Below are 25,806 nucleotides of genomic sequence, written 5' to 3' on the forward strand. Positions count from 1 at the left end.
TGTGGAACCAACAGGCAAGATGCCTGTTCCACCAGAAAATTCATCTGTTGTGGAACCAACAGGCAAGATGCCTGTTCCACCAGAAAATTCATCTGTTGTGGAACCAACAGGCAAGATGCCTGTTCCACCAGAAAATTCATCTTGTGTGGAACGGGCATCTTGCCCGTTCTTGACAATTCCACCTCTCCTTTGAAAATAATTCGGTGACTGAAATAGGAATTTCAGAAAATCGTCAAAAAACCACTGGGGAATCGCTGCATTTTTATACTCAATCGGCAACTGATAAGCGTCGCGGTACAGCATCGCTGCGAGGAGATATTGCATCTTCTCGGCAATTTCCCCTCCTTCAGCAAGTTTCGAGGATAACTGCTGGACAAAACGTTGTTCTGACTCAGTTAAAGTTTCATTTTTTAGGGCGCTATCTAGTAGCAATTTATGAGCCTTCCCCATGTCTTTCGAGTAAGCAATTTCTAATTTTTCCGCTGGCAAATTCAGCCAATACTCAGCTAGCTGTTGGCGGTAGGGGCGCAGCGCGAGAAGAGGCTGTTTTGAGGGGAATTTATTGTATTGATCGAGCAGTGGTGATAATTCTGATAAACTCGGCTGGGTTCTCAATGCCAACTTATGGCGGATTGTCTGTTTGATTTGTTGATCCAGGAAACTGTAATCAGGACTATTTAGTAGTTTTTTATAAAATCTTACTACATCCTTATGATTTTCCCCAGCGGCGAAGTTTTTCCAAGTTTGTTGTTCGGGATGAATCCGCAGTGAGGACAGTTTTTCGTCTACAAATCCGATATGATAGTTGCCCATGATTCGCCACCACATATCTAAGTCTACATACTGAGATAATCCCGAATCAAATAATCCTATTTCTTCAAAGACTCGCGCGGCAATTAAGACGGTACTCGGTTCGCCAATTTTGTTTATCGGGTTGTTCAAGCATTTAGTATCTGCGAGTAATTCTTTTCCTGGCTGAATAGATTTTAAATTCGACCAGCTTTTGTGCAAATCTTTAATTGATTGGGAAGCTCCGCGCAAAATCGGGTTAGATTCATTGTCAGCGATGGTGATGCCGCGCGGGGAGAAAACCATACCTATTTCTGAGTTTTGTTGGGCGAGTGCGACCATTTTCTCAATACATTCTGGTGCGAGCAAGTCGTCTTGAAATAAAAATTTAATATATTGACCTGTTGCTTGAGAGATGCAAAAATTCCAGTTTTGTGATAAACCGTAGTTGCGGTGCAGTATGATGCGGAAATCGACTGAGGTTTGTGATTGGAATGATTGGGCGATCGCAATTGTGCGGTCTGTGGAGCCGTCGTCGGATATAATCAGTTCTATGTTAGCGTAGGTTTGGGCCAAAGCACTTTGAATTGCTTCCCCAATAAATGCTTCTCCGTTGTATGTCGGAATGCAAATGCTAACCTTCGGCTGCTCGTTTGGCAGTTCTCCTTTTGCTTGACTTTGTTGCTGTGATGGCGGCAAGTTAGCCCTAATTTTGGCAGACTTCGCTTTGGCTGTTCCTAACAGAGGTATGCTTTGAAAGTTATCGGTAATCTCGGCAATATATTCGAGACGTTTTCTAATTTTATTCCCTGTAACTTGGGGGTTGAGTAAAGTCTTAATTTCCTCAGCGGCTATCGCTCCAATTTGTTGAGCTTCCCGGTAATTGTTGAAGACGTACCGCATTAAATCCGCAGCGTGTTCGACATCCGCTTGGGCCCAAACATTGCCTTTTTTGTAAGGCCCGCAATCTTGCTCAATTGGGATTAACTTATACTTGACTAAATAGCTGTTGCCGACATTCATAAATTCTGTATTTGATGAATAGCCGGTGGCAATTACGGGTTTGCCGTAAAACATGGCTTCAGCCATTGTTAAGCCAAATCCTTCGCAGCGGTGCAGGGATACATAACAGTCGCAATTGTACAGCAAACCGTTTAGTTTATTTTTGGACAAATACCCGTCTAGATGTTTGATATTTGAACAATTGGCGATAGCAGACTTTAATAACTTTTGCTGTTCTAAATGTTGGGTTGAATTAGAAGATTTGATGACCAATAATACGCTGTTATCTTCGCCAAAAGCTTGCTTAAATGCTTGAATTGTCGCTAAACTATTTTTGCGCTCGATGCGGCTGGAAAAGTCGAATACAAACAAGAAAATAAATTTATCTTTAGGTAAATTCAGTGCTTCTCTGTTCAGGGAAGGTGCGGGGAGAGCAATACTGGGCATGATTTTGATGACGGGAATTGGCGAGACTGCGGAAATTGCCTCGGCGCAATAGTTGCTGTAAGTCCATATTTCGTGAAAGTTATTAAATGCTGGCTGCCATTCTGGGGGAAATTCGGGAAGTTCCCAGGCCCAAAATCCGATATTGTATTTGTTTTCAAAATAGCTGGAACCTCTATCTTTGATAAAGGTTGCAACTTCATCGGCGTTGACTTGAATTAAGTTTACGGGATGGGGATTGTCTTGGCTAAAGTTTTGATAGGTGGTGTCTTGTTTGCGGTGGGGACTGCGGGTAAAATTGTTGATAATGAAGGGAATGTTGGCTGCTTCTGCGGCTCTGATGTTGGCTCGGACACCTTCTCCTATGCCAAATTCGCCGCTGATGTAGCCGGCGATGTTCATTCCTAGATTAGGGTTCATAGTTTCTAATGTATTTAGCAAATTGTTGGGTTAATTTTTTTTGGGAAAAAGCCGAATTAATTGAGTTTTTCTATCGCGCTGAATGAGGGTAGGGGTTGAGAATGAATTATAATTTTGCTCAATTTTTGCTAAGATATAGGAATGCTTGTATGATGGGTGAATAAGATTAAATGAACCGCAGAGGGCGCAGAGAACGCAGAGGAAGAGAAGAGAGGGAATAGAAAGGGTTGGCAACAGAAAATAGGGTGCTTGACAAATGTGCCGATCGCCATTGTATACTGGCATCGCAATGCTAACCTTCGGCTGGTTGTCTGTCGGCATGGGTGGCTCTGTTTTATTTTACGATCAACTAATCAGGAATTTTAGAGAAAGTGATCGATCGCGTCAACCACGACTTATTGAAGCTGCTACCGCCGGATGCTAAAGTCATTGTTGAAATTGGCTGCGGTATGGGCTCGACGGGCGAACAGTACAAGCTGATCAATCCCCATTGTCAGTATATTGGCATTGAATGCGATCGAGAAAAAGCTAAAATAGCGGTCGATCGGCTAAACTGGGTGACGGTAGCCGATATTGAAGAAATTGCCCTCGAAAGTCTTGACATCGCCCCAGGAACCGTAGATTGTTTGGTTTTTGGCGACTTGCTACCCTACTTTAAAAATCCTTGGGATATTCTCAAGCAGTACAATTCTTTGCTGAATCCAGAGGGGCAAATTCTCGCTAGAATCCCTAATGTTCAATACTGGCGGCGAATTGTCAATCTGTTGCGGGGACAGTGGGAGAATCCCGACAACAAGATGCAGCACTGGTTTACCCTAGAAAGTATTAAATCACTATTTGCTCAAGCCGGATTGCAGGTTTATGAATTTCAAGGGAAGGGACACAAAACCGAAAATTTTGTCCAGTTTCAGCAATTGCTGCATCCAATGGTACAGGCTTTAGAGCTAACATCGAGCAGTTTTGCTACGGAAACCGGTGCTGAACATTATATCGTGCGATCGACCAAATCGGCCGTACCTGCGCGCAGACTGCTGATTCAGACTATCATTATGGCTCCTACAGGGTGCGATCGTGTGCGAGTTTTGGAACCGGACAAATTTAGCGCTACAATTCCCGGTGTCCGCGCCGTATCCGGCGTGAAAAAAGCCGAGTTAATTCCGCCGCTGCCGGAAGAAGAAAAAGTCTTCATCTGGCAGCGGACAATCATGCAATATCCCGCGTACATTCCCCAAATCAAAGAACTCCTGCAACAAGGCTATTTAATAGTAGCTGAAATTGACGACAATCCCATCCGTCGCCGCGAATACGCCGACAATAATTACCTCAGCTATCGCGGCTGTCACTGCGTTCAAACTTCGACAGAACCGCTAGCAAAAATTTTGCGCCAATACAATCCCAATGTTGCCGTATTTCCCAATCAATTAGCCTATCTACCTCCGCCGCGAATTTATCCGGCAGAAGATACAGTCACAATTTTTTTTGGTGCGCTCAACCGCGAAAAAGATTGGCAGCCGATTATGGCAGCGCTCAATCGAGTTTTAGTCGCACACAAGCACCGGATTCGAGTTAAAGTAATCCATGACCGCCGATTTTTTGAATCCTTGGAAATACAGCAAAAAGAATTTGAACCCTTTTGCAGTTACGAACGGTATCAAGAAATTATGTACAGTTGCGATATAGCTTTGCTACCGCTTGTTTCCAACCCGGTTAATGAAACGAAATCTGACTTAAAATTTATTGAATGTGCAGCGCGGGGAGTAGCGGTGCTGGCAAGTCCCACTGTGTACGAACATTCTATTGTCGAAGGTGAAACGGGATTGATTTATAGATATGAAAAAGAGTTTGAAACCAAACTAAATTCGCTGATATCTGACACTTCTCGGCGCAGGAAAATAGCCGCGAATGCTTACGAATGGGTGCGCGACAACCGCTTGCTGTGCGGGCACTACCGACAGCGCCGAGATTGGTACTTACAGATGCGGGACGAGTTGCCGCGTTTAAATGCTGAGTTGCGCGATCGCCTGCCGGAGTTATTTGGTGACTAAGTGCGGTAAGATTTATAGGCTATTGTGCGATCGTTCTGTTTTATTGTTTAATTTCTAATTGTTACTCCACACCAATGCGAATTCTATTCACTATTGCTCACTTTTACAATCCCAGCGGCGACGGAAAACACGCTTCCCAGCGAAATGATCCGCAACCACGACTAAACGCTTTAACAGCTTGCGTGACATCGCTGCAAGCTTTGTACGGCAAATCTCAGTCCATGATTGACATTAGCGAATGTGCAACTATCCCAGCAAATCAATCTCAACAGCACGAAATTGACATTGTTGTTTGCACTACTCAAGGTTATCATCTGTTGCCTCAACTGCCAGTGCAGCCCAGATGTTTTATGCACCACGCTACCAAATGCGAACCGCTGCTGTTGGGGTTTGAGTGTCAAGCAGTTTTGCGAGCCTGTCTTAACAAATACGATTATTTCTGTTATTTGGAAGATGATTTAGTTCTGCATGACCCGTGGTTTTTTAGTAAATTAAAGTGGTTTACGCATCACGGAGGAAATGGGAATTTGCTGCAACCTAATCGCTATGAAATAGCGCCTCAAGGCGCGGTTTTTAAAGCATATATTGATGGTGATTTAGCAGCAACAGCTACTGCTAAGTTTCAAAATGTGGAGGAGCAGCGGCAGTTAAAGGGAAAAATCATGGAACAAACAGTCGCTTTTGAGCGAGCGTTGAATCCTCATTCCGGCTGCTACTTTTTGAATGCAGAACAGATGGCACACTGGGCTAAGCAGTCTCATTTTTTGGATAGAGATACTAGCTTTATCGGCCCCCTGGAAAGTGCGGCGACTTTAGGAATTATGCGGACTTTTAGAGTTTACAAGTCAACTCCTTCCTATGCTAATTTTTTGGAGATTCAACATTTTGGAGCGAGTTTTCTGAATTTGATTGGTAATAAGGTGAGGGTGCCGCAAGCAGGATGAGTTAAGATATTCAGGTAAGCTGCAATCCTTGAGAGGTGCATCTCACATCTTGCACCATTCTCAGGAACAGCCAAGATATTCTCATGAACAGGCAAGATGCCTGTTCCACAAATAATGAGTTTTCTTGTGGGGAGTAGGGGTTGGGCCGAAGAGCCCGCCCGTAAGTCCTACTATTTTACAGCAGTCAAAACATCGCCGATTTTAACTGTGCCGCTGTTGATAATTTTGGCTAAAACTCCAGTTTGTGCGTGACCGAATTCCTTTTGGAGTAAACTGAGTAGGGAAATATCCCGATCGCCCGTTTCTGGATTCACTTCTATATTGACACAGCGGCCGATTCGTGCTGTAACTTCTATACGCGCTGTTCCTAATTGAAACTGTTTTCCGATCAACTCAAATTCTGACCAAGCTGCCATACCTTCTAGCACAATGTTCGGGCGAAATCGGCCCACGTCAATGTTTTGAACAGCAATTTCTGTTAATTGGTCTAATGTGGCTTGACTGAGTAAAGAAATGTGTACGGGTTCTCGATCGGGATAACGAGTTTCGCCGCTGGTGTCGCCGACTAATTGCAAAGGTGCAAACTGCGGGTGTCTCGCTTCTTTTGTGGGTTCAATTGCTGCCAAATATTCTGTGAAAAAACTGCCGATGCGATCGCGCCCCGCTGCTGTGTTTGTTTCTGCGGATAACACTGCAACTCCTTGACGCTTGACTGTTAAAACGGCAGTTTCCGGTTGATAATCACATTCTAAAGCTGCTAACAGAGGCCAATCGTTTTGAACCGCAAAATTTTTTTTGCTCATCCAAGGCACATTATCTGCGGGCTTTTTTGCAGCTTCCAGATTATCTGCAAACATTAAGGCAAAAGCTCGATCGCCCTTAATTCCGTGTCCTGCTGTTAAAGCAAACTCCGACATTTCTTGCGGTGTCAGCCCTTTAATTGGATAAATAAATAACTGTTTTATTGTTGCTAATGTCATAAATTTTTCCGAAGTTAGTAGAATCTAAGATTTTGCACCATTGTCAATAATCCTTTTTTGAACAGGCTTTTCGGCCTGTTCAGCGAGAAAATCTACTCTTTGTGGAACAGGCCGAAAAGCCTGTTCAGCGAGAATAGGGCAAGATGTGAGTAGAATTGGACTTACGCAGAACCTATATATGTAGGTAGGGTTCGCCGCAAACTTTGGGGGAATAGAAGCTATTTCACACACATTAATCAAATTGCTATAAAAACCCGATTAAGCTAGCAATTCATAGCGGCGGATATCTGGAGGCCCAACGGCCAAACCGTCTAATTTCTGTACGGCGTCTTGAATGTGAGTTGAACCGAGATGTAGTTCGAGCAAATCAGCACTTTCCCACTCTTCAACATAGGTAAAATCTGTGGGATCGGCTTGATTTTGCAGGAGTTCGTATTTGATGCACCCTTTTTCTTTACGAGTTGGTTCTATAATGCTCAGCAGCAGAGATTTAAGTTCTGCTACTTTGTCGGGAAAGGCTGCGAGGCGGGCGACTACTCGCAAGGTTGTTTTGGACATAGGAAAAAGGAGGCTATGCTATTTTAATTGAATTTACGGATTTCAATGAAGCAAACACTGTCATCAGTAACTACTGTAGCGCGGAATGGAACCAAATCAGCAGCGTACTTGCTGCTATGCCACTGCACATAAAAGCTTCAGGTCAAGCTGGATTTCTGGGCAATGCAGTTTTCGATCCTGTAGCAACAAATGAATACATCAAAACAGAGTTGGTCAAACTTGGATGGCAAGCCGGAATCAAGATTCCCAAAATGTATCGAGTTTTGGGAAAAGAGGTTGACTTGGGCTCGAATGGTGCGATTGTAGAAGTTCAGTTGTCTCACTATTCATTTCTATTAAACAATACCGTGCGATCGCAAGTGTTTTTCAACACTAATACGCCTCTCACAGGACAGCCCATTAGGGTTGTTATTATAGTTACAAAATCACAAATTATTCCTGCTGCTAATAGCACCCTTTACTACGAGCCAACTGTGAACCAGTTAACAGTATTATCTGCCTATCTATTTAAGATGCCGCTCAGAATAGTTGGTTTATTCAAGCAAATGAATACAACTGTACCTGCAATATTGACTGATTACAGCGCTCCAAGATCAAGGACAATAGTAACTCAGCAAGAGTGTGAATGTCAAATAATTTCCGGGCGCTCGCGCCGCAGTCCCAGTTCTATTCGGATTATGTGAAAAACGATATACTAGCTCCACAGCTCAAGTTCTAATTGCTCTCCAATTTTAGTAGAATTCAGCGTTTTCTTACCGTTGCCATTTAGCTTGAGGTCTACTGGTGGAGCTTTTCCCCGAATATCCGCAGCAAAAGCAGCTTCCTCATAGAGCAAGCGTTTCTCCATTTCTTCTAAGTGATACTCTTCGGGATATATTTTTGCTTTGCTGCGTTCAGTTGGTTTTTTACCTACTTGTACGTCAAACCGAAATCCTTCTATTGGCTGTCCGGTTTTTTCTACATAGTCCCGCAGAGTTTTTAAGTTGGGGAAATAGCCGCGCTCGTCCGGTTCCCCGCTTAAACGACGCAGCGCAACTTGATAATATTTTAGATCCAATTCTGCACCGATAAAATGCCGATCGCAGTTTTTAGCTACAACGGCCGCCGTACCCGAACCCATATAAGGATCGATAACAACATTACCTTTCACCGTTGTAGTCAAGACAATTCTAGCTATTAAGTCTTCGGGAAATTGACAGGGATGTATAGTTTGTTCTTCGTGGTTGTGTTTGACGTTGCGGAACATCCAAATGTCGCCTGGGTTTTTCCCGTCAGGATTGCATGAAAGTTCGCCTTTGCGAGATCCCCGGTAATGTTTTTTATTTTGATACTTTTGCGGTACTCTAATATCGTCTAAGTTAAATATATATTCATCGGATTTAGTAAACCAAAGAATTGTCTCGTGGCGGCATGAGAATTTCTTTCTGCCGTGCAAACCGTGCTGTCTCCCCCAGATAATTCGATTCCGAGGAATTAACCCGCAGGATTCTAGAATTGGAAAGAAGCGAATATCGAGCGGAATTAGCGTACCCCGATCGGAGAAAGCACCGACTTGCCAGAACAGCGAACCTGATTTTTTGAGAATTCGGCTGCACTCTTGGAGCACAATTCTCTGTTCTTCTAAATAAATATTGAGAGCTTGCTTGGTTTCGTATTCCTTGCCCAAATTGTAGGGAGGAGAGGATACTACTAAATCAACGCATTCATCTGGCAAGCTGCTCAGAAGTTCCAGACAATTTCCCAGAAATATCCGATCTAGCGGGAGCTGTTCTCGGTTCTGGTGCTGCTGCATTTGCTTTGCCTTTAATTTCAAAAAAACTTCAACTTTCACTGAAGATAACCCAAATCAGTCAATTAGTCAATACGTCAATCTTTGGGATAAAATCGCTTGTTTTCTGTAGAATATTCCCAGGCGATATTCTCCGGGTCTTTTTCGCGGCTCCACTGAGCAAACTCCGGCTTAAGTTTCCACTTGCCGATCGTACTTGCGTGAACTTTGAACCTGCGGGATAGTTCCGTCTGGGTAAAAGAGATTTTGGGCTTTTGAGGAGTCTTGGTTTGAGCAATGGGGAATAAATTTGGTTTTTTCTCTTGTGTTTTTTCCCGATTTGTGGGAGGCTCTTGAACAGCTATTGCCGCATTAGCTGTTTCGCTTTGATTGACAGTTGGAGCTATTTGAAAATAATACAAAATTCCGCCTTGTTCCGTCACTTCAAAATCTGCGGCAAACTCAGAGGCTCGTTCGTCGAGATACTCTTGAACCTTTTCTCCGGGCAGTTTTGCATTCATCGCCAAATCCAAAGCCGTAACTCGCCCTTGATTTTCCTTGATCAACTTATAGAAAACCGAGTCTAAATGAGCGAGTTTATTTTTTTGCTGCTGCTGATAGAGCTTGTAAGCCCAAGCAACGCCCGCTGTGGTGGCGATCGCCCAAAACATCCTTCCCGACTCGAAACTGGCAACCGCCGTCAAGGAAATAGGCAAAAGCAGGGTAAGATATCCCCAAATGCTTCCCTTCTTTAGGTTATTGCTGTTTTTGACCATAGTTCCTAAACAGGTACGTAGTTTAGCTTAGTAGAGCGTGTTTGAATGCCGCGAAAGTTGTTCGACAGTCGATATATCGATCGGCCCGCTGACACACCCAAAAACGGATACTGTGCCGCGTACACTCGCCTTGTGGACAATCCCTAATTTTAGACCAAAGTTCCAGCTCCTTTGATTCAATGTCGCAAGTAAATCGAAAATCGAAAATCGAAAATCGAGTGACGCACTCTACGACAAAATCCCAGAATCTACTTTTTTTGCAACCGAGGGTTCATGTACTTTTTTCGCAAACAGATTGCCATCCTGCTGATAGTTGTTGCTTGCTGTACGCTGACGATTAGTTGCAGCGAGAGTCGAACTGTCCAGTGTACTAAATTTACTGAAATTGTCAACAAAGGCAACGCTCTCATTGATGTTGATAAAGACAGCAACGATGCTGCAACGACCGACAATTTAGCTAAAAATTTGAACCTAATAGCGAATGAACTTCAAGCTCTGCGAATAACAGATCCAACCCTCAAAGAAATTCAGGAGCCATCGGTTAAATCCTTCCAGGAAATTAGTCAAGCACTCGGCGACATAAGCAAAAGCCTTCAGGCTGGAAATCTCGCTTCTACAAGTATAGAAGGTCGAGAGCAAATCCAAACAGCTCAAGCAGATATTATTAGAGCCGGCCAACAGGCGAATCAAGCAGCCGCAAATCAAGACGCTTTGACTAGCAAACTGATTAATTATTGTAAGGGCGATCGCTAAAGGCTAAGAGTTTTGTATTTTGAGATTGCCACGCGAACCCCAACAACCCACGGGGGGTGAAGGAATTTGAGGAATGCGTCGCCTTCACCTACTATCTACCCCTTTGCAATTACCCAATTTAGTGATGAATTTCTAGATTCAAAATATAGCGACCGAGTTGCACTTTCTCCGACCACAACTCGTATTCTAACTGCAAGTGATCCGGTTCCGGCTTTCCTGTCAGGGTCAAGTTGCGAGTGAAGTTGCGGAGTCGCAACTGTTCGGGAGTCGCCAGCGATTCGCCCTGAAGCCAATAACGGCTCAGGCCGTACATTCCTCGTTCCCAGCAGTGGCGGTAACTGTATTTGCCGTTTCCTTGCATCGTCATAATGACTCGATAGGGCGAAACTTCTAGCCAGAGCAACCGGGGTTTTGTAGTTGGGGGTAAGATTGTAACTGGCTCGGCAGATTCGTTGGAACCGTCGGAAAATTCGCGATCGATTATTGCTGGTTCGTGCAACAACAAGTGAAAGCGCTCGCGGTCTTTTTGATAAAGCGTAGCAGCGGTTTCAACGACTGACCACAAAGGTAAATCTGTGGAGACGAGCGATAAACTTACAGGCTTGCGGTGATGGGTCAGCATAAATAAAAGTTTAGGAGTTGTGGTGGATCGGGCAGTTTGAGATTTGAGATTTTAGACTTTAGATTTTAGATTGGCTGGGTTCCAAATTCCGGAGCTTTTGCTTAACAAAATGAAAAATCTACAACTCGCAATCGAAAATCTAAAATTGTTTAGTCACAATTCAATCATCTGGTCGATAACTCAGAGCTGGAGATGAAATCTAAGCAGATACACGGATAATATTTGTGAAATTAATGTGAAATCCGTGCCGTTGCGTCCGCACTCCCGTGTCGCCGACAACTGACAGCGGAGTCTCCGGGCGAGTTTAATCAGCCTTTAAGTTAACCGGACACATTGGGAAAAAACCCTCAGCCCGTACAAAAGACGACTGACTTAGGACTGAGAAAAAGGTAGGATAGCTAACGCCATCCAATCCTAGTTTATCTCAATGCAAGCTGACATTATAACTACTACGCTTCTTGACAAAAGCCAAACTTTAAGCATTCAAAAACCGGCATCGGGCTTGTCGCTGGTGGGGAGGATTCGAGTTCCGGGCGATAAGTCGATTTCTCACCGAGCTTTGATGTTGGGTGCGATCGCCCAAGGTGAAACGACAATTGAGGGACTACTCCTAGGAGAAGACCCCCGCAGCACGGCTAAATGTTTCTCGCTCCTGGGAGCCAAAGTTTCGGAACTCAATGCGGAACGGGTGACAGTCACGGGCGTCGGAATTGGCGAGTTAGAGGAGCCTGTGGAAGTCTTGGATGCGGGTAATTCCGGCACGACGATGCGGCTGATGTTGGGAATTTTAGCCTCTCATCCGGGGCGTTTTTATGCGGTAACGGGTGACAGTTCTCTGCGATCGCGCCCCATGTCGCGCGTCATTAAACCGCTACAACAAATGGGAGCGCAAATTTGGGGGCGAAAAAGTAATTCTTTAGCTCCTTTAGGGATACTGGGACAGCAGTTAAAACCGATTCACTACCATTCTCCGATCGCCTCGGCTCAAGTTAAATCTTGCATTTTGCTCGCCGGTTTGATGGCGGAGGGAGAAACTACAGTCACAGAACCCGCTCTGTCGCGGGATCACAGCGAACGGATGCTGCGAGCGTTTGGAGCCCAATTGAGCGTCGATCCAGAAACTTGTAGCGTGACAGTCACTGGGCCGACACAACTGCAAGGGCAGAATGTGATTGTACCGGGGGATATTAGTTCGGCGGCTTTTTGGCTAGTTGCTGGGGCGATCGTCCCAGGTTCCGAGCTCGTAGTCGAAAATGTCGGCGTCAACCCAACTCGTACAGGCATTTTGGAAGCTTTGGAGATGATGGGCGCCGATATTGAACTGCAAAATCAGCGAGAGGCGGCTGGGGAACCTGTAGCGGATATTTTGGTTCGTAGTTCCGGCCAATTGCGGGGATGCACCATTGCAGGCGACTTAATTCCCCGACTGATTGACGAAATCCCGATTTTGGCAGTAGCGGCGATCTTTGCCTCCGGTACTACAATAATTCGAGATGCGGCCGAGTTGCGAGTCAAAGAGAGCGATCGGCTGGCGGTGACTGCTGCCGAACTCAACCGCATGGGAGCCCAAATTTCCGAGTTACCTGACGGTTTAGAAATTACCGGGGGAACTCCTTTGACGGGCGCGGATGTTGACAGCTACACCGACCACAGAATCGCCATGAGTTTGGCGATCGCAGCCCTCAACGCCACAGGTATTACTAACATTCACCGGGCAGAAGCTGCTGCCATTTCCTACCCCGACTTTACCGCCACTTTGCAACAAGTTTGCCATCCAAATTGAGATTGGGAGAGTGGGAGAGGGGGAGAGGGAGGAGTGGGAGATTAGGAAAGAGGAGAGTGGGAAAAATCCTCTTTCTTCCTTCTTCCTGACATCCGTTACATCCGTTGCCGAACTTCCTTCTTCCCTCTTCCTTCAACACCCCTTTAAGAATCTTTACCTACAACTTGTTCTTTTAAAGAATCAATTTCCGTTAACAACTCTTGGCGATTAGAAGCCTTGAGCAGATAGCGGTAAACAAACCAACCCGTATATCCCATGCCAATCAACTCAAAAATTGGAGCTACCAAAGGGACATCATTAAGAGCACCTAAAACTCCCAGCATTACCTTAATACTAATACCGCCTGCCAGGATTAAACCAACTGTGATGAGGGGCTTTTGGTAGTCAGCAAAAAAATTAGAGAGATAGGCTGGAAGTTCCGACAAAATTGTAATAACTTGGTCTTTAATATCTTGGAACTGGCCGGCCGTTGTTTCTGTGGTTGTCACTGTAGTCATGACCCCCGGTTTGTCCTCCACCAGATCTACTGTCACCACTTCAGTGATTGTTTGTGTCTCGTCCGAAAAGTTAGCTTGTGTCATTGGATACTTACTCCGTTGTCAGGTAAAATTGCAGGCTGTGAATTGCTGCCAGTAGAATTCTCCGGCAATTAGCACAGCATCCGCGCTGCAGGGACTAATTGATGAGACTAAGGCAGAGTTTCACAAATTGCAAGCAAAAATAATGATATGACTTGATTTTAAACAATTGCCTTCGCTGCCAAATCGGTCTTTTGACTCATTTTTTCACTTGAGAGAGGTCGATTTGATTCGGGCAAGGGCGTCCTTGTTCAAAGTCGGTGATATTGCCGATCGTGGTTTCGGCGATATTTTTCAAAGCTTCCTCGGTGAAAAAAGCTTGGTGTCCGGTAATCAGGACGTTGGGGAAAGTCAGCAAGCGCTGAAAAACGTCGTCTTGAATAACGTGATTTGACAAATCCTCAAAAAACAGATCCGTCTCTTGTTCGTAAACATCTAAGCCTAGGTAGCCAATTATACCAGACTTCAGTGCTTTGGTGACAGCTTTAGTGTCAATCAACTGACCGCGGCTGGTATTGATCAGCATCATCCCTGGTTTCATTTGCTCGATCGCCTCTGCACCGATTAAATGGTAAGTTTCCGGTATCAGCGGACAGTGCAGGCTGACAATATCAGAGGTGGCGAACAGTTCCGGGAGTGCGACGTATTCCATGCCTAGGGCGAGGCAATCTGGGTTTTGGTAAACATCGTATCCCAACAGGCGACACCCGAATCCGTGCAAAATTTGGGCAGTAATTGCGCCAATTCTGCCTGTTCCGACGATTCCCACCGTTTTGCCATGAAGGTCAAAACCCAACAAGCCGTCTAGGGCGAAATTGCCTTCGCGGACGCGGTTGTAGGCCCGGTGGATTTTGCGGTTGAGGGACAAAATCAGAGCGACTGCGTGTTCGGCCACTGCGTAGGGAGAATAAGCCGGAACTCGCAGCAGAGTTAGATTTAAATCCTTCGCTGCTGCTAAATCGACGTGATTAAATCCGGCGGATCTCAGGGCCAGCAAGCGGACGCCTTTTTCGGCAATGCTAAGCAGCGTTTTCGCGTCCAAGGAGTCGTTCACGAACGCGCAAACGGCCGGAAATCCAGCAGCCAAAACGCTGGTTTCCAGGTTCAGACGCGGTTCAAAAAAAACTAAATCGTGTTTGCCGCCGACATTCGCTGCTTCCAGAAATGTGCGATCGTAGGATTTGGTGCTGAATACGGCTACCTTCATGATTTTTGCCTGCAAACCCAGTAATAGTTGGAAATTTTTTCCAGATCAACTCTAAATTTTACTAGAATACCGTTGCCCCAAACAACCCACTTTCCATGAAAAATATTGAATTTCGTAACAAGAGCCTCTCTGAAGAACACAATTTTTTAGCTTGAGGGCAACTCCTGCTTAATTTTGGGAATTTCATTGCTTATACTGTAGTGAAGCGCGAGCGTTAATTGCTAAATTCTTAGGACAAACTCCAATGCCTAAAAAAATCAAAACTATAATTTATGAAATCTTAGAAACCTCAGAGTCAAGCAATTTATACAGTTTAGCAGATGATGTTTTCATAACTTGTTTGATTCTGATTAACGTCGCAGCTTTTATTGCTTCTACTTCCCCCACCTTGTCGCCAGAACACACATCGCTTTTGGCAAACATCGAAATTGTTTCCTCCTTAGTATTTACAATAGAATATATTTTGAGGCTATGGGTTTCTACAGTCGATCGCAAATACAGCCACCCGCTTTGGGGAAGATTGAGATATGCTCTTACACCGCTAAGCTTGATTGATTTAATTTCAATCTTACCTTTTTACTTCTTGCTGTTATTTCCTAGTTTTAACTTCGTTAACTTAATTCGTGTTTTGCGCCTGTTGCGCTTGCTAAAAATGAGTCGCTATTCAGAATCGCTCAGAACTCTGGGAGCAGTATTGTACGCTAAAAAAGAAGAGTTAATTGCCACTGCATTTGCAGTTTTTATTCTCTTAATATTTGCCTCTAGCGTCATGTATTTTGTTGAAAACGAGGCGCATCCCGAAACTTTTGCGAGCATCCCCGATGCAATGTGGTGGGGAGTTGTGACATTAACTACTGTCGGTTACGGTGATATTTATCCAATCACTCCTTTAGGAAAATTGTTAGGAGCAATATTAGCATTTTTGGGAATTGGAATTTTTGCGTTACCTGCGGGGCTCATCGCTGCGGGTTTTTCCGAGGAAGTCCAAAGGAGAAAGCAGGAAAAAATGGCGGCAAATTTAGAGCAATCGGCGAATTGTCAATCGGTCAAAAGGCTGGCGGAAATCGAGGTCGGCTTTGAAGAAAAGCAAAGGGCGATCGCACTTCACATCGAAAGTTCGTCAGACTTGATGAGAAAATGTGTTCAAATTGCCAAACAGAAGTTAGGAAGTGATTTTCAAAATGAACAAATTATACGCGATTTAGCTATTCATTTGTACAATGAAGCCGTCCGCAAATTCGACCTGTAATTACAGATATATATTGCCTGTAATTCCACCCAATCGTTGCCATCGCTTGTGGTTGGTTATCACTGCTTTATGTAATGACTCATGACCAATAGTTAATTACCAATCTGGTGGCAAATTGTAATATTCGAGAGTTGATTTGTCTGCCAGCAAATCTTGGGTTTTTCTGTCAATTTTTATCTCACCATCCGCCAAAACTAACGCCCTTTGAGTCGTTTTACCGATCCAATTCAAATTGTGAGAAGCAATCAAAATTACCTCGATCGGCAATTGGGACAAAACAGACGCCAAATGACGCCGCCACGAGGGATCGAGTCCGTTCGTCGGCTCATCTAAGATTAAAATTGCCGGCTCTAATGCTAAAATTGCTGCCAAGGCTGCTAATCTTCTTTGACCTCCCGAAAGTTCGTGGGCCGAACGGTTGGCAAATTCTACTAAACCAAATTCGTCTAATAGGGCTAAAGCTCGATCGCGCGCCACTCCCGGCGGCACTCCGTAATTGCGAGGCCCGAACATGACATCCTCTAAAATAGTCGGCATAAATAGCTGGTCGTTAGCATCTTGAAAGCAAAATCCAATCTGCCTGCGCGCCTGCGATAACGTCGCCTCTTCCAACTTTTTTCCCTGCACTCTAATCTCGCCCGCTTGAGGGATTTTTAATCCGATCAAGTTTTCGAGTAAAGTGCTTTTACCAGCACCTGTCAGGCCGAGTAGAGCCACTCTTTCTCCTGGTTGCAAACTAAAAGAAATTCCCCGCAATATTGGCTTTTGATCGGGATAGCCAAATACTAAGTTTTCTACTTCGATTGTTGGCACAGATTTTAGTCTACTCAAGTTTTATTTGCCTCGATTTTAGGATTAAGAGTATGTAACCGCAGAGAGCACAGAGGGCGCAGAGAGGGGAAGGGAGAAGGCAAAAGGTAGAGGAATGAATTAATCAATTACCAATTACCAATTGCCCCTTCTAAATTACCACTTACCATAAGAAGCTATTGTTAATCCGGCTGCCATTACAATTGCTACTGTCAGCCAGAGTCGCTCTTTTGGTGTTGATTTTGATTCGGCAGGTACAGCTCCTTGATACCCGCGAATTAGCATTGCTGCGTGTACTCTTTCTGCCCGATCGAGACTTCGCAAATAAAGCGCTCCGATCATGGAAGCACTGGCGTAGCGCAGCCATCCTCCGGTACCCGACAAGCCCCGGAGTTGGGCTGATATTTTCATGCGGTTGACTTCGGACAGCAGGATTTCTAAGTATTGTCCTGTTAAAAGTACAATTTCTTGCAAACCTGCTGGTAGGGGTAATCCTTTGAGGGCGATTCCGAAACTGTGGGGTGGCAAAGTTAGCAGAAAACTGTTCATAATTAGCAGGCAAATTAGGGAACGCAGCAACAAAAAACTGGCGCGTTCCCAACCTTGGGGCAGCACTAATAAGGACAGAAAAATCAATTCTGCTCCCAACAGTTGCGCTAGGGTTCGCACCGGAGCCCTGAGCCAAAACGACCAAAAAAGTGCGATCGCCCCATAAATTCCCAGCCACAGCCAAGCGCCTGTCTTCAGAAAACCCATGCCAATCACAATTGTGAGAGACACTCGCAATCGAAAAGGTATGGAGAGTTTAGACATCTTTAGGTTTTACCACCAACTGAGCAATCCCAAAAGCCGCGCCGAAGCTGAAGGCAGACCCTAAAAGTCCAGCAATGCTAGTACCAATAGGCTGTTCTTCTAATCCTTTAACTGTGTAATCTGCTAAAGGAGTGGGATTTTCGATCGCCACAGCTTCTTTATCTTTAAAGCCGTATTTTTCGGCTACCGCTTCTAACCCGTCAGGCCAACTTGAAGCAAATAGTGAAAGCACCCCGGAAATTAATAAAACTCCGATTACTGGCACTATCCATTTCTGCAATTGTGGCTGTTCTCCCGGCAGTAAATCCGGCCGCACTTTGACGAGATAAGTTAACACGCCGCCTGTAATTACCCCTTCGCCAATCCCAATTAAAATATGTACCCCTACCATTGCTGGCAATGCGATATTGAGCCCTACAGTACCAGAAATTGCCAATTGGATCGCCACACTAATCGAAGCAGCCACGACGCTGAGGCCAGCGGCAATACCCGCAGCTAGGGGCAAACGATTTCTAGAACCTCCCAAAAGTTGCTGCAATGGCTGCAACAGCCACCAGCCCACCCAAATGCCAACTAGCCCCATGTTAAAAATATTAGCTCCCAAGGCGGTGATGCCCCCGTCGGCAAACAAGACGCTTTGAATTATAAAAACTGTGCTCATCGCTAAAGTTGCCGCCCAAGGGCTCCCCAAAACGACGGAAGCGAGCGCCCCTCCCAACAAGTGGCCGCTAGTGCCACCAGCTACCGGAAAGTTGATCATCTGGGCTGCAAACACGAAAGCTGTAGTTAAGCCCATAATTGGGGCTTGTCGGAGTCCAAGACTGGCGCTGGTTCGATTTAGGGCAACTGCGATTGCTGCTGCGCTTGCTATGCCGGTGGCAATGGCTACTGGCGGTGAAAGAAAACCATCAGGTATGTGCATTGATGTATCCTAACGAGAGAAGTTCCAACTCTTTAGTCAACTATTTTTTACTAAAATTTAAAACCCCCTCTGGGGGCATTAATGCGATCGAGCGATCGGGGGATTTGCGGCGGGCGATCGCTTATTTGACATAGATTCGGGCTTCACAGCCAAAGTTTTGAGGATGAAAATGCAACATTAAATAATCCTGAAGAATTATTCGGATATTGTACCGAAGACCCCCACATTCAAGCTTTTTGATAAAAAGGATCAATGTTTGTTTACAGATTAACCTGCAAAATGTATTTACCATCAAGCTCAAGCAATAATTAAAAAAAAATATCAAGAAAAAACTGAAAATCCCTAATTGGTTTTATTCCCACTCTTGAGAATAACTTACATTAAATTTTTGACCGAAATCATCCAGGATACAAGTCCTGAATTCATCCGTCCAGAAATAAAAAACCTGTATCCGATGAAACTTGCCGAACGTATTTATCTCGCGCAAGTCAGTCGATTTTAGATTTTAGATTTTAGATTTTAGATTTACCCCACAGATAAATCTGGGAGCTTGAACTAGGGTCTAAAATTTTGATCTTTCCACCACTCCTGTACGTGGCAGCGTATCCGTTTTTGGGCTGGGTTAATGCTTTAATCTAAAATCTCACATCTCAAATCTAAAATCGATTGACTTTTCCCATCGCAATGTGGCGCGTTAGGGAACATCTCATATTTGTAAAAACACTTCTTCTTCCTCTTCCCTCCTGCCTCCTGCCTCCTGCCTCCTGCCTCCTGCCCCCCAGCAAGAGAGCCTCAAAACTCCAATTTTTAGCTGGGCTGCTTTCATTCAGATGCTCCCGCGCGTTAGCCAAAAATAAATGTTTCGCGGTTTTCATGTCAAGTCTTTGACAATGGAGGGGCAAAATCCCGCTAATGCTGTTGCTAAGGGGTGGCCTAACGAGCTATTGCGAGTAACAGTCCGCTTCCGGCTGCAAATAATTCCAGTTTAGCTGTTGACAACCCCAAAAATTTGTCTGACAAGTCTCCAGAGGTTGTACCTTTCACTAATATGTCTACTGAAACGGCTATGGCAAGTAGGGCTACAGATAATACTCTCCAAGCTGTACCTGTATCAGCAGCCCAGCAGAAAGTTTAGGCGGTAGATGGAACAAATCAGACAGCAGAAATTACGGCGTAAAACTAGATGAGTTAACTCTGAAACTGTACGATCGCATCGATCGAAGTTGGCAAATTAGCCCTACGTTCAATCAAAATCTAGTCTATCGAGTCAGTACAAGTCAAGATGGGGCGATGGCGTTCCGCCCCGCAAGCTACGGCAATTTCCAGCCACTCAATCAACCAGCCAAGGATTACACCAAAGAAACTCCTTTGCCAAATCTCCTCAAATCTTCCGAAACTAGCAGCAGTAACAGTGCAGCACCAGTCGCTAAATTTACTGTAGTGTTTGAACCTACAGGAACCTTAGAAGTTAACCCCTAGCTCACATACAACATCTCTCCGGTAAGCTGCGCCATCAGCACCTTACTTTTCCTTTTTAACTTAAATGTGCTATTATAAACAGCGCCCTCTAAGGCATTCTACCTCTAAAACAACAAATGAAAGAACTTGACGAGAAAAAAACCCAGGAACTGCTATGCACCATCATGGAATGGGAACTTGCAGGTGTCGTGCGCTATACCCACTATTCACTAATGGTGACAGGGCCAAACCGGATTCCCATCGTGCAGTTTTTTAAAGCACAAGCAACGGAATCTCTACTCCACGCCCAACAAGCAGGAGAAATTCTCACCGGTTTAGAGGGACACCCCAGTCAGAAAATTGCTCCCATCGAAGAAACCTACAAACACTCGGTGAAAGACTTGTTAGAAGAAAGTTTAAATCACGAGAAAAAAGCCCTCAAAAAGTATAAGTCTTTACTTGAAGTCGTGACCAACTCCAGCGTTTATTTGGAAGAATATGCCCGAAATCTAATTGGGCAAGAAGAATTACACCAAGTAGAACTGAAAAAAATGCTCCGGGATTATAGTTGATTTAATCATTAGTTAATTGTGATTGGTTATGGGTTATTGGTTATTGGTTATTTCCAATGACCAATGACCAATGACCCATGCCCCATGACCATGCCCCCTAATTATAAAAAATGAATTTTAGTGAAGCCATACCAACTTTTATAGTTACCCTGCGCGAAGGCGTAGAAGCCGCCTTAGTAGTCGGAATTGTACTAGCTTGTCTTAAAAAAGCTGAGCAAAGTAACCTCAATTCTTGGGTTTATGCAGGTGTCGCAGTCGGCATTGCTTCTAGCGGTATTGTGGGTGTTATATTCAATGGATTGCTCGCAGCACTATCAACATCTGAGCAGCCTTACGCACCAGTCATTAAACAGCTATTAGAGGGCGTATTGGGAATTGTGGCGATCGCAATGCTAAGCTGGATGCTAATTTGGATGACTCAGCAAGCTCGCTTTCTCAAAGCAGAAGTTGAAGGAGCAGTTACAGCAGCTTTGACAGAAAATAGCAATGCCGGCTGGGGCGTATTTGGCTTAATTTTTATTGCGGTACTGCGCGAAGGTTTTGAAACAGTTATATTTGTCAGCGCTCAATTTCAACAAGGTTTGAGTCCCGCTTTGGGTGCTTTGGGCGGTTTGACTGGGGCGGCAATCATTGGCGCGCTACTGTTCAAGTGGGGTGTCAAAATTGATATCCGCCTGTTTTTCAAGTTTATGGGGATTTTGTTGTTGTTAATCGTGGCAGGTTTGGCAGTATCTGCACTCAAGCATTTTGACCAAGCCGCTGGGATTTTGTCGCAGATGAATAGCAAGTATGCAGCGATTTGTGTTTATTACGATCGCCTCGCACCAGTCCACTCTTGTATTTTAGGCCCGATGGTGTGGAATGCAGCAGAAATTTTGCCCGATCGACAATTTCCAGGAGTGATTCTCAAAGCACTGTTTGGATACAGAGAGCGACTTTATCTCGTCCAAGCGGCGGCTTACACAATATTCTTAACCACCATCGGCAGTCTTTATTTCCAAAAATTAAGTTCTAAGCCGACTGTTCCCAACCAAAATACTCCGCCAGCTCGATCGGAAACTCGCCCTCAGTAGGTATGCAAGCATTTGTTATCGGTTGTTTTGCTGATTCCAAGCAGAGAAAAAAATTAGCCCAACAGGCAAAAAAATGACCAAAATTTTTCAGGTTGCGGGATTGATTATTTGACTTTTATATGTCATTATTTAATAATGGTAATAGTTTTTATTATTTCTATAAATAAGCTGTGGAGTATTTAAAATAGTATTGTATGGTGCGGAGCGTCCTCCGCGTTTCCCTTGTCGGTGGAAGCGAGCGATATCTGACGCACCCTACTGACATCGTTAGTGGTTTAAATGCTCCACAGCTTACTTGTATTATTATTATTTAATAATACCGTAAATCCCCCCAAAAAGCCAGCCATACCCACTCAAAAAACACAAAAATTTTATAAGCAAAATTAACCAACTTAAAAAATTTACAGTTAACGGTTAACAGGGTAATGCAAGACGCGGACTACCGCTAGGGCGAGCCTGTGAGGACCTAGGCGCACCCTGCAAAAGTTAAGGCTGTTCTTCCCCACCCCAAATCTGCCCCCAGCCAGATTTGGAGTAAACAGTTTTCTGATATGCGCTGTTATCGCTTATAATAAGTACAAGAATATTTACAGAGCTCCGAAAGTTCTTAATCAACCTTATAATCCTTAATGAAGCTTAAAATTAAAAAATTGTTCGTTAAAGTTACCTGGAACCCCCAGAAGGCTGTAGGATCTGCCATTCGGTTAGCGGTGAGATAAATAATGATGCCCCGGATACTTGTTATTGATGATGACGCGGCGATCGCCGAACTTGTAGCCGTCAACCTAGAAATGGCTGGCTATGAAGTCACCCAGGCAGAAGACGGCATCAAAGGTCAGGCACTAGCAATACAACTGCTCCCCGACCTGATCATCCTAGACCTCATGCTGCCTAGAGTAGACGGATTCACCGTATGTCAGCGTTTGCGGCGTGACGAGCGCACCTCAGACATTCCCGTCTTGATGTTGACAGCCTTAAGTCAAACTCAAGACAAAGTAGAAGGCTTCAACTCCGGCGCCGACGACTACCTGACAAAACCCTTTGAACTAGAAGAGATGCTAGCCCGAGTGCGAGCTCTACTAAGGCGCACAGACCGCATTCCCCAAGCTGCCAAACACTCCGAAATTCTGAATTACGGCCCGCTGACCCTTGTCCCCGAAAGGTTTGAAGCTGTTTGGTACGCTCAGACAGTCAAACTGACCCACCTAGAGTTTGAGTTGCTGCACTGCTTGCTTCAGCGCCACGGTCAGACAGTCTCTCCCAGCGAAATTCTCAAAGAAGTGTGGGGTTACGACCCCGACGACGACATCGAAACTATTCGTGTACACATCAGACACCTGAGAACCAAGATGGAACCCGATCCCCGCCATCCTCGGTACATCAAAACCGTATACGGGGCTGGTTATTGCCTGGAGTTACCCAACAACGAACAAGTAGCTGAAGAAACCAAATCCTCTGCTTGAGCTAGCACGCCAGATGCAACAAGCAGTTAAAAATCCCGCTAGAAAAGCCTGAGAGCATTTGCTCTCAGGCTTTGTTGTTTTGAGTTTGAGATGAATATGTCAACAAGTAGCCATTAACTCTCTTGATTCGGAAAAAAATAATCCCGCATCCCCCTCTCACCGCAGGGCGGTTTCATTCTCAGGAAAATCGCGATTTTGTAGTAGGGGCTGTGCGACCCCTACTCCCCGTGCCCGCCCCCCCACGGACGATGAAATCGATGTTTCAAATATCGGGACTCTTCACGAGGGTTTGCCCCTACGGAGCCTGAAACAGCCCTGCCTCTAACCGTACTTTTAGAGAAGCTTGTCCATAGGAAAGTACCGGATTTCTTTTTCCACCTTGTCTTTTTCGAGAGGATTGGATAGCTACTTAGGGCTTGCTGAAAAAGTCAGAAAACAGCATTTAGAAAGATGAGTGAATTTGAGCTGGCATCGGCAATATAAGTTGTGTCAATCTTGTGATGGCGAAACATAGCTTTTACCAATGATTTAAGCCAAAAAACATGACAAAAGGTTTTTGTTGTGAAATAGACCGAAAAAAAGCCAAAAAGCCTGCCGTAGCAGGGCAGAAAGATTCATCACCAGAAAAGTTATTGCGATGCTTGTTTCAGAAGTATTACCAAGTTTAGCCATCACTCTACCGAGGCTGAATCTTCTTTTGGCTTCTCCAAATTTTCCCTCAATTGAGTTACGAATTCTCTCGTCTGACTGAGCCTGTTTTTTCGTTGACTTGCTGATATTTGTCGGGGGCCTTCCTAGAGGGGGGCCACTCATTCTAATCCCTCTTTCTTTGCACCACGCTCGATTTTCTCTGGTTCGATAAATTCGATCTACATGAATTGATTCAGGATAGAATCCCGTGAACCGTTTAAATTCTTCTACTTGTTTCTTTAAGTCTACAGACTCGTTAAAATTATCCCAACTAATTCGGTCTAAAAACACGTATCCGTTACGACAACTGGCTGACAGCTTTGCCCCAAACTCAACGGATTTCCCGGCTTTCCCTCTGACGATGGGGCGGATGTGGGGTTGTGTTAAACTTACCCCAACTGTCCTCAATACTATGTGTTTTATTTTCATACATCCATAACTGTTGACGGTAGACTTCTGTGACTACTAATAGCATTTTATAATAATATTTATTCAGCCACGTTAGCTCACCCATTTCCTCGATATGAGCTAAATTTCTTTTAATATATTGAAGTTGTTTCTTAATCGCTTTTCTTCGTTCTTTTAGTGATGATCTTCGTTTCTTTGCTACTGTCAAGTATTCTTTTCTGGCTAGGTTTCGATCAGGGTAAGCTCATCTAATTTGGTATAAATTGTACTTGACAAAACAAACAAAATACACAGGTAGCCCGCTCGTCATTAACGGTTCTATAATGCCTCAAAAGCTAAGTCATCAAGGTAAGGAAAAGTTTATGGGCATGAGTAAAGGATTCGCTCCTTCCAAGCCAACGGCAAAATCCCAAGAGTTCAACAAGCCAAAACCCATCTCTATGGAAGATTTACAAGCTGGCTTTTCAAATTATTTTGATGACGTACCAGATCCAAGAGTGGAGCGAACCAAACACCACTTACTCAAAGATATTCTCGTCATTGCCTTATTAGCTGTGATAGCCGGAGCGGATGGGTGGGAAGACATGGAAAATTATGGAATCAGTAAGTTTACCTGGTTACAAAAGTTTTTAAAGTTACCCAATGGCATCCCAAGTGACGATACATTCCGTCGGGTCTTTGAAAAGCTAGAGCCAAAAATTTTAGAGCAAAAATTAGCTCAGTGGATGAAACAATTAATCGGGTCAGTTGCTCAAGAAGTGATCCCGATTGATGGCAAAAGTCTGAGAGGGTCTTATGACCGACAAAAAGGGGTAAAAAACTTACATTTAGTGACGGCATGGGCGAGTGAACATCGGTTAGTTTTGGGACAAGTCAAAGTTGAAGACCATTCAAATGAAATCACAGCGCTCCCGGCATTGTTGGAATTAATTGACATCACCGGAGCCATTATTACGATTGATGCGATGGGGACACAAACCGAGATTCTTCGGTTGATTCGTCAGAAAAAAGCCGATTATGTAGTCACCTTAAAAAGTAATCATCCAACTCTTTATAATCAAGTTAAAACCTGGTTTGATATGGCGAAATCTCAACAGTTTGAGGGAATTGAAGTGAGTCAGGATTCCCGCACAGAAAAGGGACATCATCGCGTCGAAATTAGAAAAGTTTGGGCGGTGCCAGTGGCGGCATTAGGAGGACTTTATAAACAAGAACAATGGACTGACATTCAGACTATTGTTTGTGTAGAACGAGTCCGTCATCTTTGGAACAAAACGACTCAAGAGGTACAGTTTTACCTAAGTTCTTTACCAGTGGATGCTCAGCTTAATGGTCGTGTAATTCGTCAACATTGGGGGATTGAAAACCAAGTTCATTGGACTTTAGATGTCACTTTTAATGAAGACCAATGTCGCATTCTGTCGTTAAACAGCCCTCAAAACTTGGCTCTTCTAAGACGAATGGCACTTAATGCCATCAATCAAGAAACGACTCTCCGACGTAGTTTGCGACAAAAAAAGAAACGAGCGGCGATGAATGATGACTATATGATGCAGATTCTCAAGTGCTTGTGTCAAGCCTGATTAAGATGCTCTTACCCTGAGGTTTCGATAAGTTCTTGGTTTTTTTTTACGGGTGACTGAATTTGAGTGTGCAAAGCATCTATGATTGTTTCGGTT

The 25,806-nt window shown here is 44.5% G+C and carries 24 protein-coding genes and 1 pseudogene; 13 read left to right on the plus strand and 12 right to left on the minus strand.

The window, feature by feature from the left end; all coding sequences use genetic code 11:
- Positions 1-2,655 (minus strand): glycosyltransferase (locus QUB51_RS05795; protein ID WP_333298179.1); only part of this gene is annotated, 2,655 nt, incomplete at its 3' end.
- 371 nt (positions 2,656-3,026) lie between these two features.
- Between QUB51_RS05795 and QUB51_RS05800 the strand changes: the two genes are divergently transcribed.
- Complete coding sequence (locus tag QUB51_RS05800) at positions 3,027-4,700, plus strand: methyltransferase domain-containing protein (RefSeq protein ID WP_333053350.1); 1,674 nt, start codon at positions 3,027-3,029, stop codon at positions 4,698-4,700.
- 74 nt (positions 4,701-4,774) lie between these two features.
- Positions 4,775-5,644, plus strand: a complete 870-nt coding sequence (locus tag QUB51_RS05805) for a calcium-binding protein (RefSeq protein WP_333210387.1) — start codon at positions 4,775-4,777, stop codon at positions 5,642-5,644.
- Between the two features lie 170 nt (positions 5,645-5,814).
- On the opposite strand, the gene QUB51_RS05810 is transcribed toward QUB51_RS05805, so the two are convergent.
- Together QUB51_RS05810 and QUB51_RS05815 are read right to left on the minus strand one after the other, a co-directional pair.
- Complete coding sequence (locus tag QUB51_RS05810) at positions 5,815-6,624, minus strand: MOSC domain-containing protein (protein ID WP_333210389.1); 810 nt, start codon at positions 6,622-6,624, stop codon at positions 5,815-5,817.
- 258 nt (positions 6,625-6,882) lie between these two features.
- A complete protein-coding gene (locus QUB51_RS05815) occupies positions 6,883-7,182 on the minus strand; it encodes a putative quinol monooxygenase (protein ID WP_333053347.1) in 300 nt (99 codons plus the stop codon).
- A gap of 116 nt (positions 7,183-7,298) precedes the next feature.
- Here QUB51_RS05815 and QUB51_RS05820 point away from each other — a divergent pair, with 116 nt between their 5' ends.
- Entirely contained in the window at positions 7,299-7,865 is a 567-nt protein-coding gene (locus QUB51_RS05820; RefSeq protein WP_333260199.1) for a hypothetical protein, read from the plus strand.
- Between the two features lie 11 nt (positions 7,866-7,876).
- On the opposite strand, the gene QUB51_RS05825 is transcribed toward QUB51_RS05820, so the two are convergent.
- Both QUB51_RS05825 and QUB51_RS05830 read right to left on the minus strand, forming a co-directional pair.
- Positions 7,877-9,013 (minus strand): DNA methyltransferase, encoded by a 1,137-nt coding sequence (locus QUB51_RS05825; protein WP_333053345.1) that lies wholly within the window; start codon positions 9,011-9,013, stop codon positions 7,877-7,879.
- 35 nt (positions 9,014-9,048) lie between these two features.
- The gene (locus QUB51_RS05830) at positions 9,049-9,726 is read right to left on the minus strand and encodes a hypothetical protein (protein WP_333210393.1); all 678 of its coding nucleotides are present in this window, start codon (positions 9,724-9,726) and stop codon (positions 9,049-9,051) included.
- 273 nt (positions 9,727-9,999) lie between these two features.
- Between QUB51_RS05830 and QUB51_RS05835 the strand changes: the two genes are divergently transcribed.
- Complete coding sequence (locus QUB51_RS05835; protein WP_333053342.1) at positions 10,000-10,479, plus strand: hypothetical protein; 480 nt, start codon at positions 10,000-10,002, stop codon at positions 10,477-10,479.
- A gap of 118 nt (positions 10,480-10,597) precedes the next feature.
- Here the strand turns inward: QUB51_RS05835 and QUB51_RS05840 are convergent, their stop codons facing one another.
- A complete protein-coding gene (locus QUB51_RS05840; RefSeq protein ID WP_333053341.1) occupies positions 10,598-11,101 on the minus strand; it encodes a hypothetical protein in 504 nt (167 codons plus the stop codon).
- Between the two features lie 427 nt (positions 11,102-11,528).
- Between QUB51_RS05840 and aroA the strand changes: the two genes are divergently transcribed.
- Positions 11,529-12,884: a 3-phosphoshikimate 1-carboxyvinyltransferase gene (gene aroA, locus QUB51_RS05845; RefSeq protein WP_333053340.1), complete on the plus strand. Its 1,356-nt coding sequence runs from the start codon at positions 11,529-11,531 to the stop codon at positions 12,882-12,884.
- A gap of 143 nt (positions 12,885-13,027) precedes the next feature.
- Here the strand turns inward: aroA and QUB51_RS05850 are convergent, their stop codons facing one another.
- Together QUB51_RS05850 and QUB51_RS05855 are read right to left on the minus strand one after the other, a co-directional pair.
- Positions 13,028-13,465: a CAAD domain-containing protein gene (locus QUB51_RS05850; protein WP_333053339.1), complete on the minus strand. Its 438-nt coding sequence runs from the start codon at positions 13,463-13,465 to the stop codon at positions 13,028-13,030.
- A gap of 196 nt (positions 13,466-13,661) precedes the next feature.
- Complete coding sequence (locus QUB51_RS05855; protein WP_333053338.1) at positions 13,662-14,669, minus strand: 2-hydroxyacid dehydrogenase; 1,008 nt, start codon at positions 14,667-14,669, stop codon at positions 13,662-13,664.
- Positions 14,670-14,913: 244 nt separating this feature from the next.
- On the opposite strand from QUB51_RS05855, the gene QUB51_RS05860 reads away from it, so the two are divergent.
- Entirely contained in the window at positions 14,914-15,918 is a 1,005-nt protein-coding gene (locus QUB51_RS05860; RefSeq protein WP_333053337.1) for an ion transporter, read from the plus strand.
- Between the two features lie 96 nt (positions 15,919-16,014).
- Here the strand turns inward: QUB51_RS05860 and QUB51_RS05865 are convergent, their stop codons facing one another.
- The 3 genes from QUB51_RS05865 to QUB51_RS05875 form a co-directional block, all read right to left on the minus strand.
- Complete coding sequence (locus tag QUB51_RS05865) at positions 16,015-16,749, minus strand: ABC transporter ATP-binding protein (RefSeq protein WP_333053336.1); 735 nt, start codon at positions 16,747-16,749, stop codon at positions 16,015-16,017.
- A 135-nt stretch (positions 16,750-16,884) separates the two neighbouring features.
- Positions 16,885-17,541, minus strand: coding sequence for an energy-coupling factor transporter transmembrane protein EcfT (locus QUB51_RS05870; protein WP_333053335.1), 657 nt, complete (start codon positions 17,539-17,541; stop codon positions 16,885-16,887).
- Positions 17,534-18,463 carry an energy-coupling factor ABC transporter permease gene (locus tag QUB51_RS05875; protein ID WP_333053334.1) on the minus strand — a complete coding sequence of 310 codons (930 nt, stop codon included), beginning with the start codon at positions 18,461-18,463 and terminating at the stop codon, positions 17,534-17,536. Before QUB51_RS05875 ends, QUB51_RS05870 begins: the two co-directional genes overlap by 8 nt.
- A gap of 2 nt (positions 18,464-18,465) precedes the next feature.
- Here QUB51_RS05875 and QUB51_RS05880 point away from each other — a divergent pair, with 2 nt between their 5' ends.
- The 6 genes from QUB51_RS05880 to QUB51_RS05905 all read left to right on the plus strand — a co-directional run bounded on the left by QUB51_RS05880 (position 18,466) and on the right by QUB51_RS05905 (position 23,029).
- A complete protein-coding gene (locus tag QUB51_RS05880; protein WP_333053332.1) occupies positions 18,466-18,597 on the plus strand; it encodes a hypothetical protein in 132 nt (43 codons plus the stop codon).
- A gap of 875 nt (positions 18,598-19,472) precedes the next feature.
- Complete coding sequence (locus QUB51_RS05885; RefSeq protein ID WP_333053331.1) at positions 19,473-19,598, plus strand: hypothetical protein; 126 nt, start codon at positions 19,473-19,475, stop codon at positions 19,596-19,598.
- A 155-nt stretch (positions 19,599-19,753) separates the two neighbouring features.
- Complete coding sequence (locus QUB51_RS05890) at positions 19,754-19,942, plus strand: hypothetical protein (RefSeq protein WP_333053330.1); 189 nt, start codon at positions 19,754-19,756, stop codon at positions 19,940-19,942.
- A 116-nt stretch (positions 19,943-20,058) separates the two neighbouring features.
- Positions 20,059-20,493, plus strand: a complete 435-nt coding sequence (locus tag QUB51_RS05895; protein ID WP_333034807.1) for a ferritin-like domain-containing protein — start codon at positions 20,059-20,061, stop codon at positions 20,491-20,493.
- Between the two features lie 110 nt (positions 20,494-20,603).
- Positions 20,604-21,566 (plus strand): FTR1 family protein, encoded by a 963-nt coding sequence (locus QUB51_RS05900; protein WP_333053329.1) that lies wholly within the window; start codon positions 20,604-20,606, stop codon positions 21,564-21,566.
- Positions 21,567-22,291: 725 nt separating this feature from the next.
- Positions 22,292-23,029, plus strand: a complete 738-nt coding sequence (locus QUB51_RS05905; RefSeq protein ID WP_333053479.1) for a response regulator transcription factor — start codon at positions 22,292-22,294, stop codon at positions 23,027-23,029.
- A gap of 528 nt (positions 23,030-23,557) precedes the next feature.
- Here QUB51_RS05905 and QUB51_RS05910 read toward each other — a convergent pair.
- Positions 23,558-24,359: pseudogene (locus QUB51_RS05910) on the minus strand (transposase); the annotation flags it as partial.
- Positions 24,360-24,495: 136 nt separating this feature from the next.
- Between QUB51_RS05910 and QUB51_RS05915 the strand changes: the two are divergent.
- A complete protein-coding gene (locus QUB51_RS05915) occupies positions 24,496-25,710 on the plus strand; it encodes an ISAs1 family transposase (RefSeq protein ID WP_333058664.1) in 1,215 nt (404 codons plus the stop codon).
- Positions 25,711-25,806 lie beyond the last annotated feature (96 nt).

Origin of the sequence: Microcoleus sp. AT8-A3, from assembly GCF_036705675.1 — a bacterium.
Taxonomy (GTDB): domain Bacteria; phylum Cyanobacteriota; class Cyanobacteriia; order Cyanobacteriales; family Microcoleaceae; genus Microcoleus.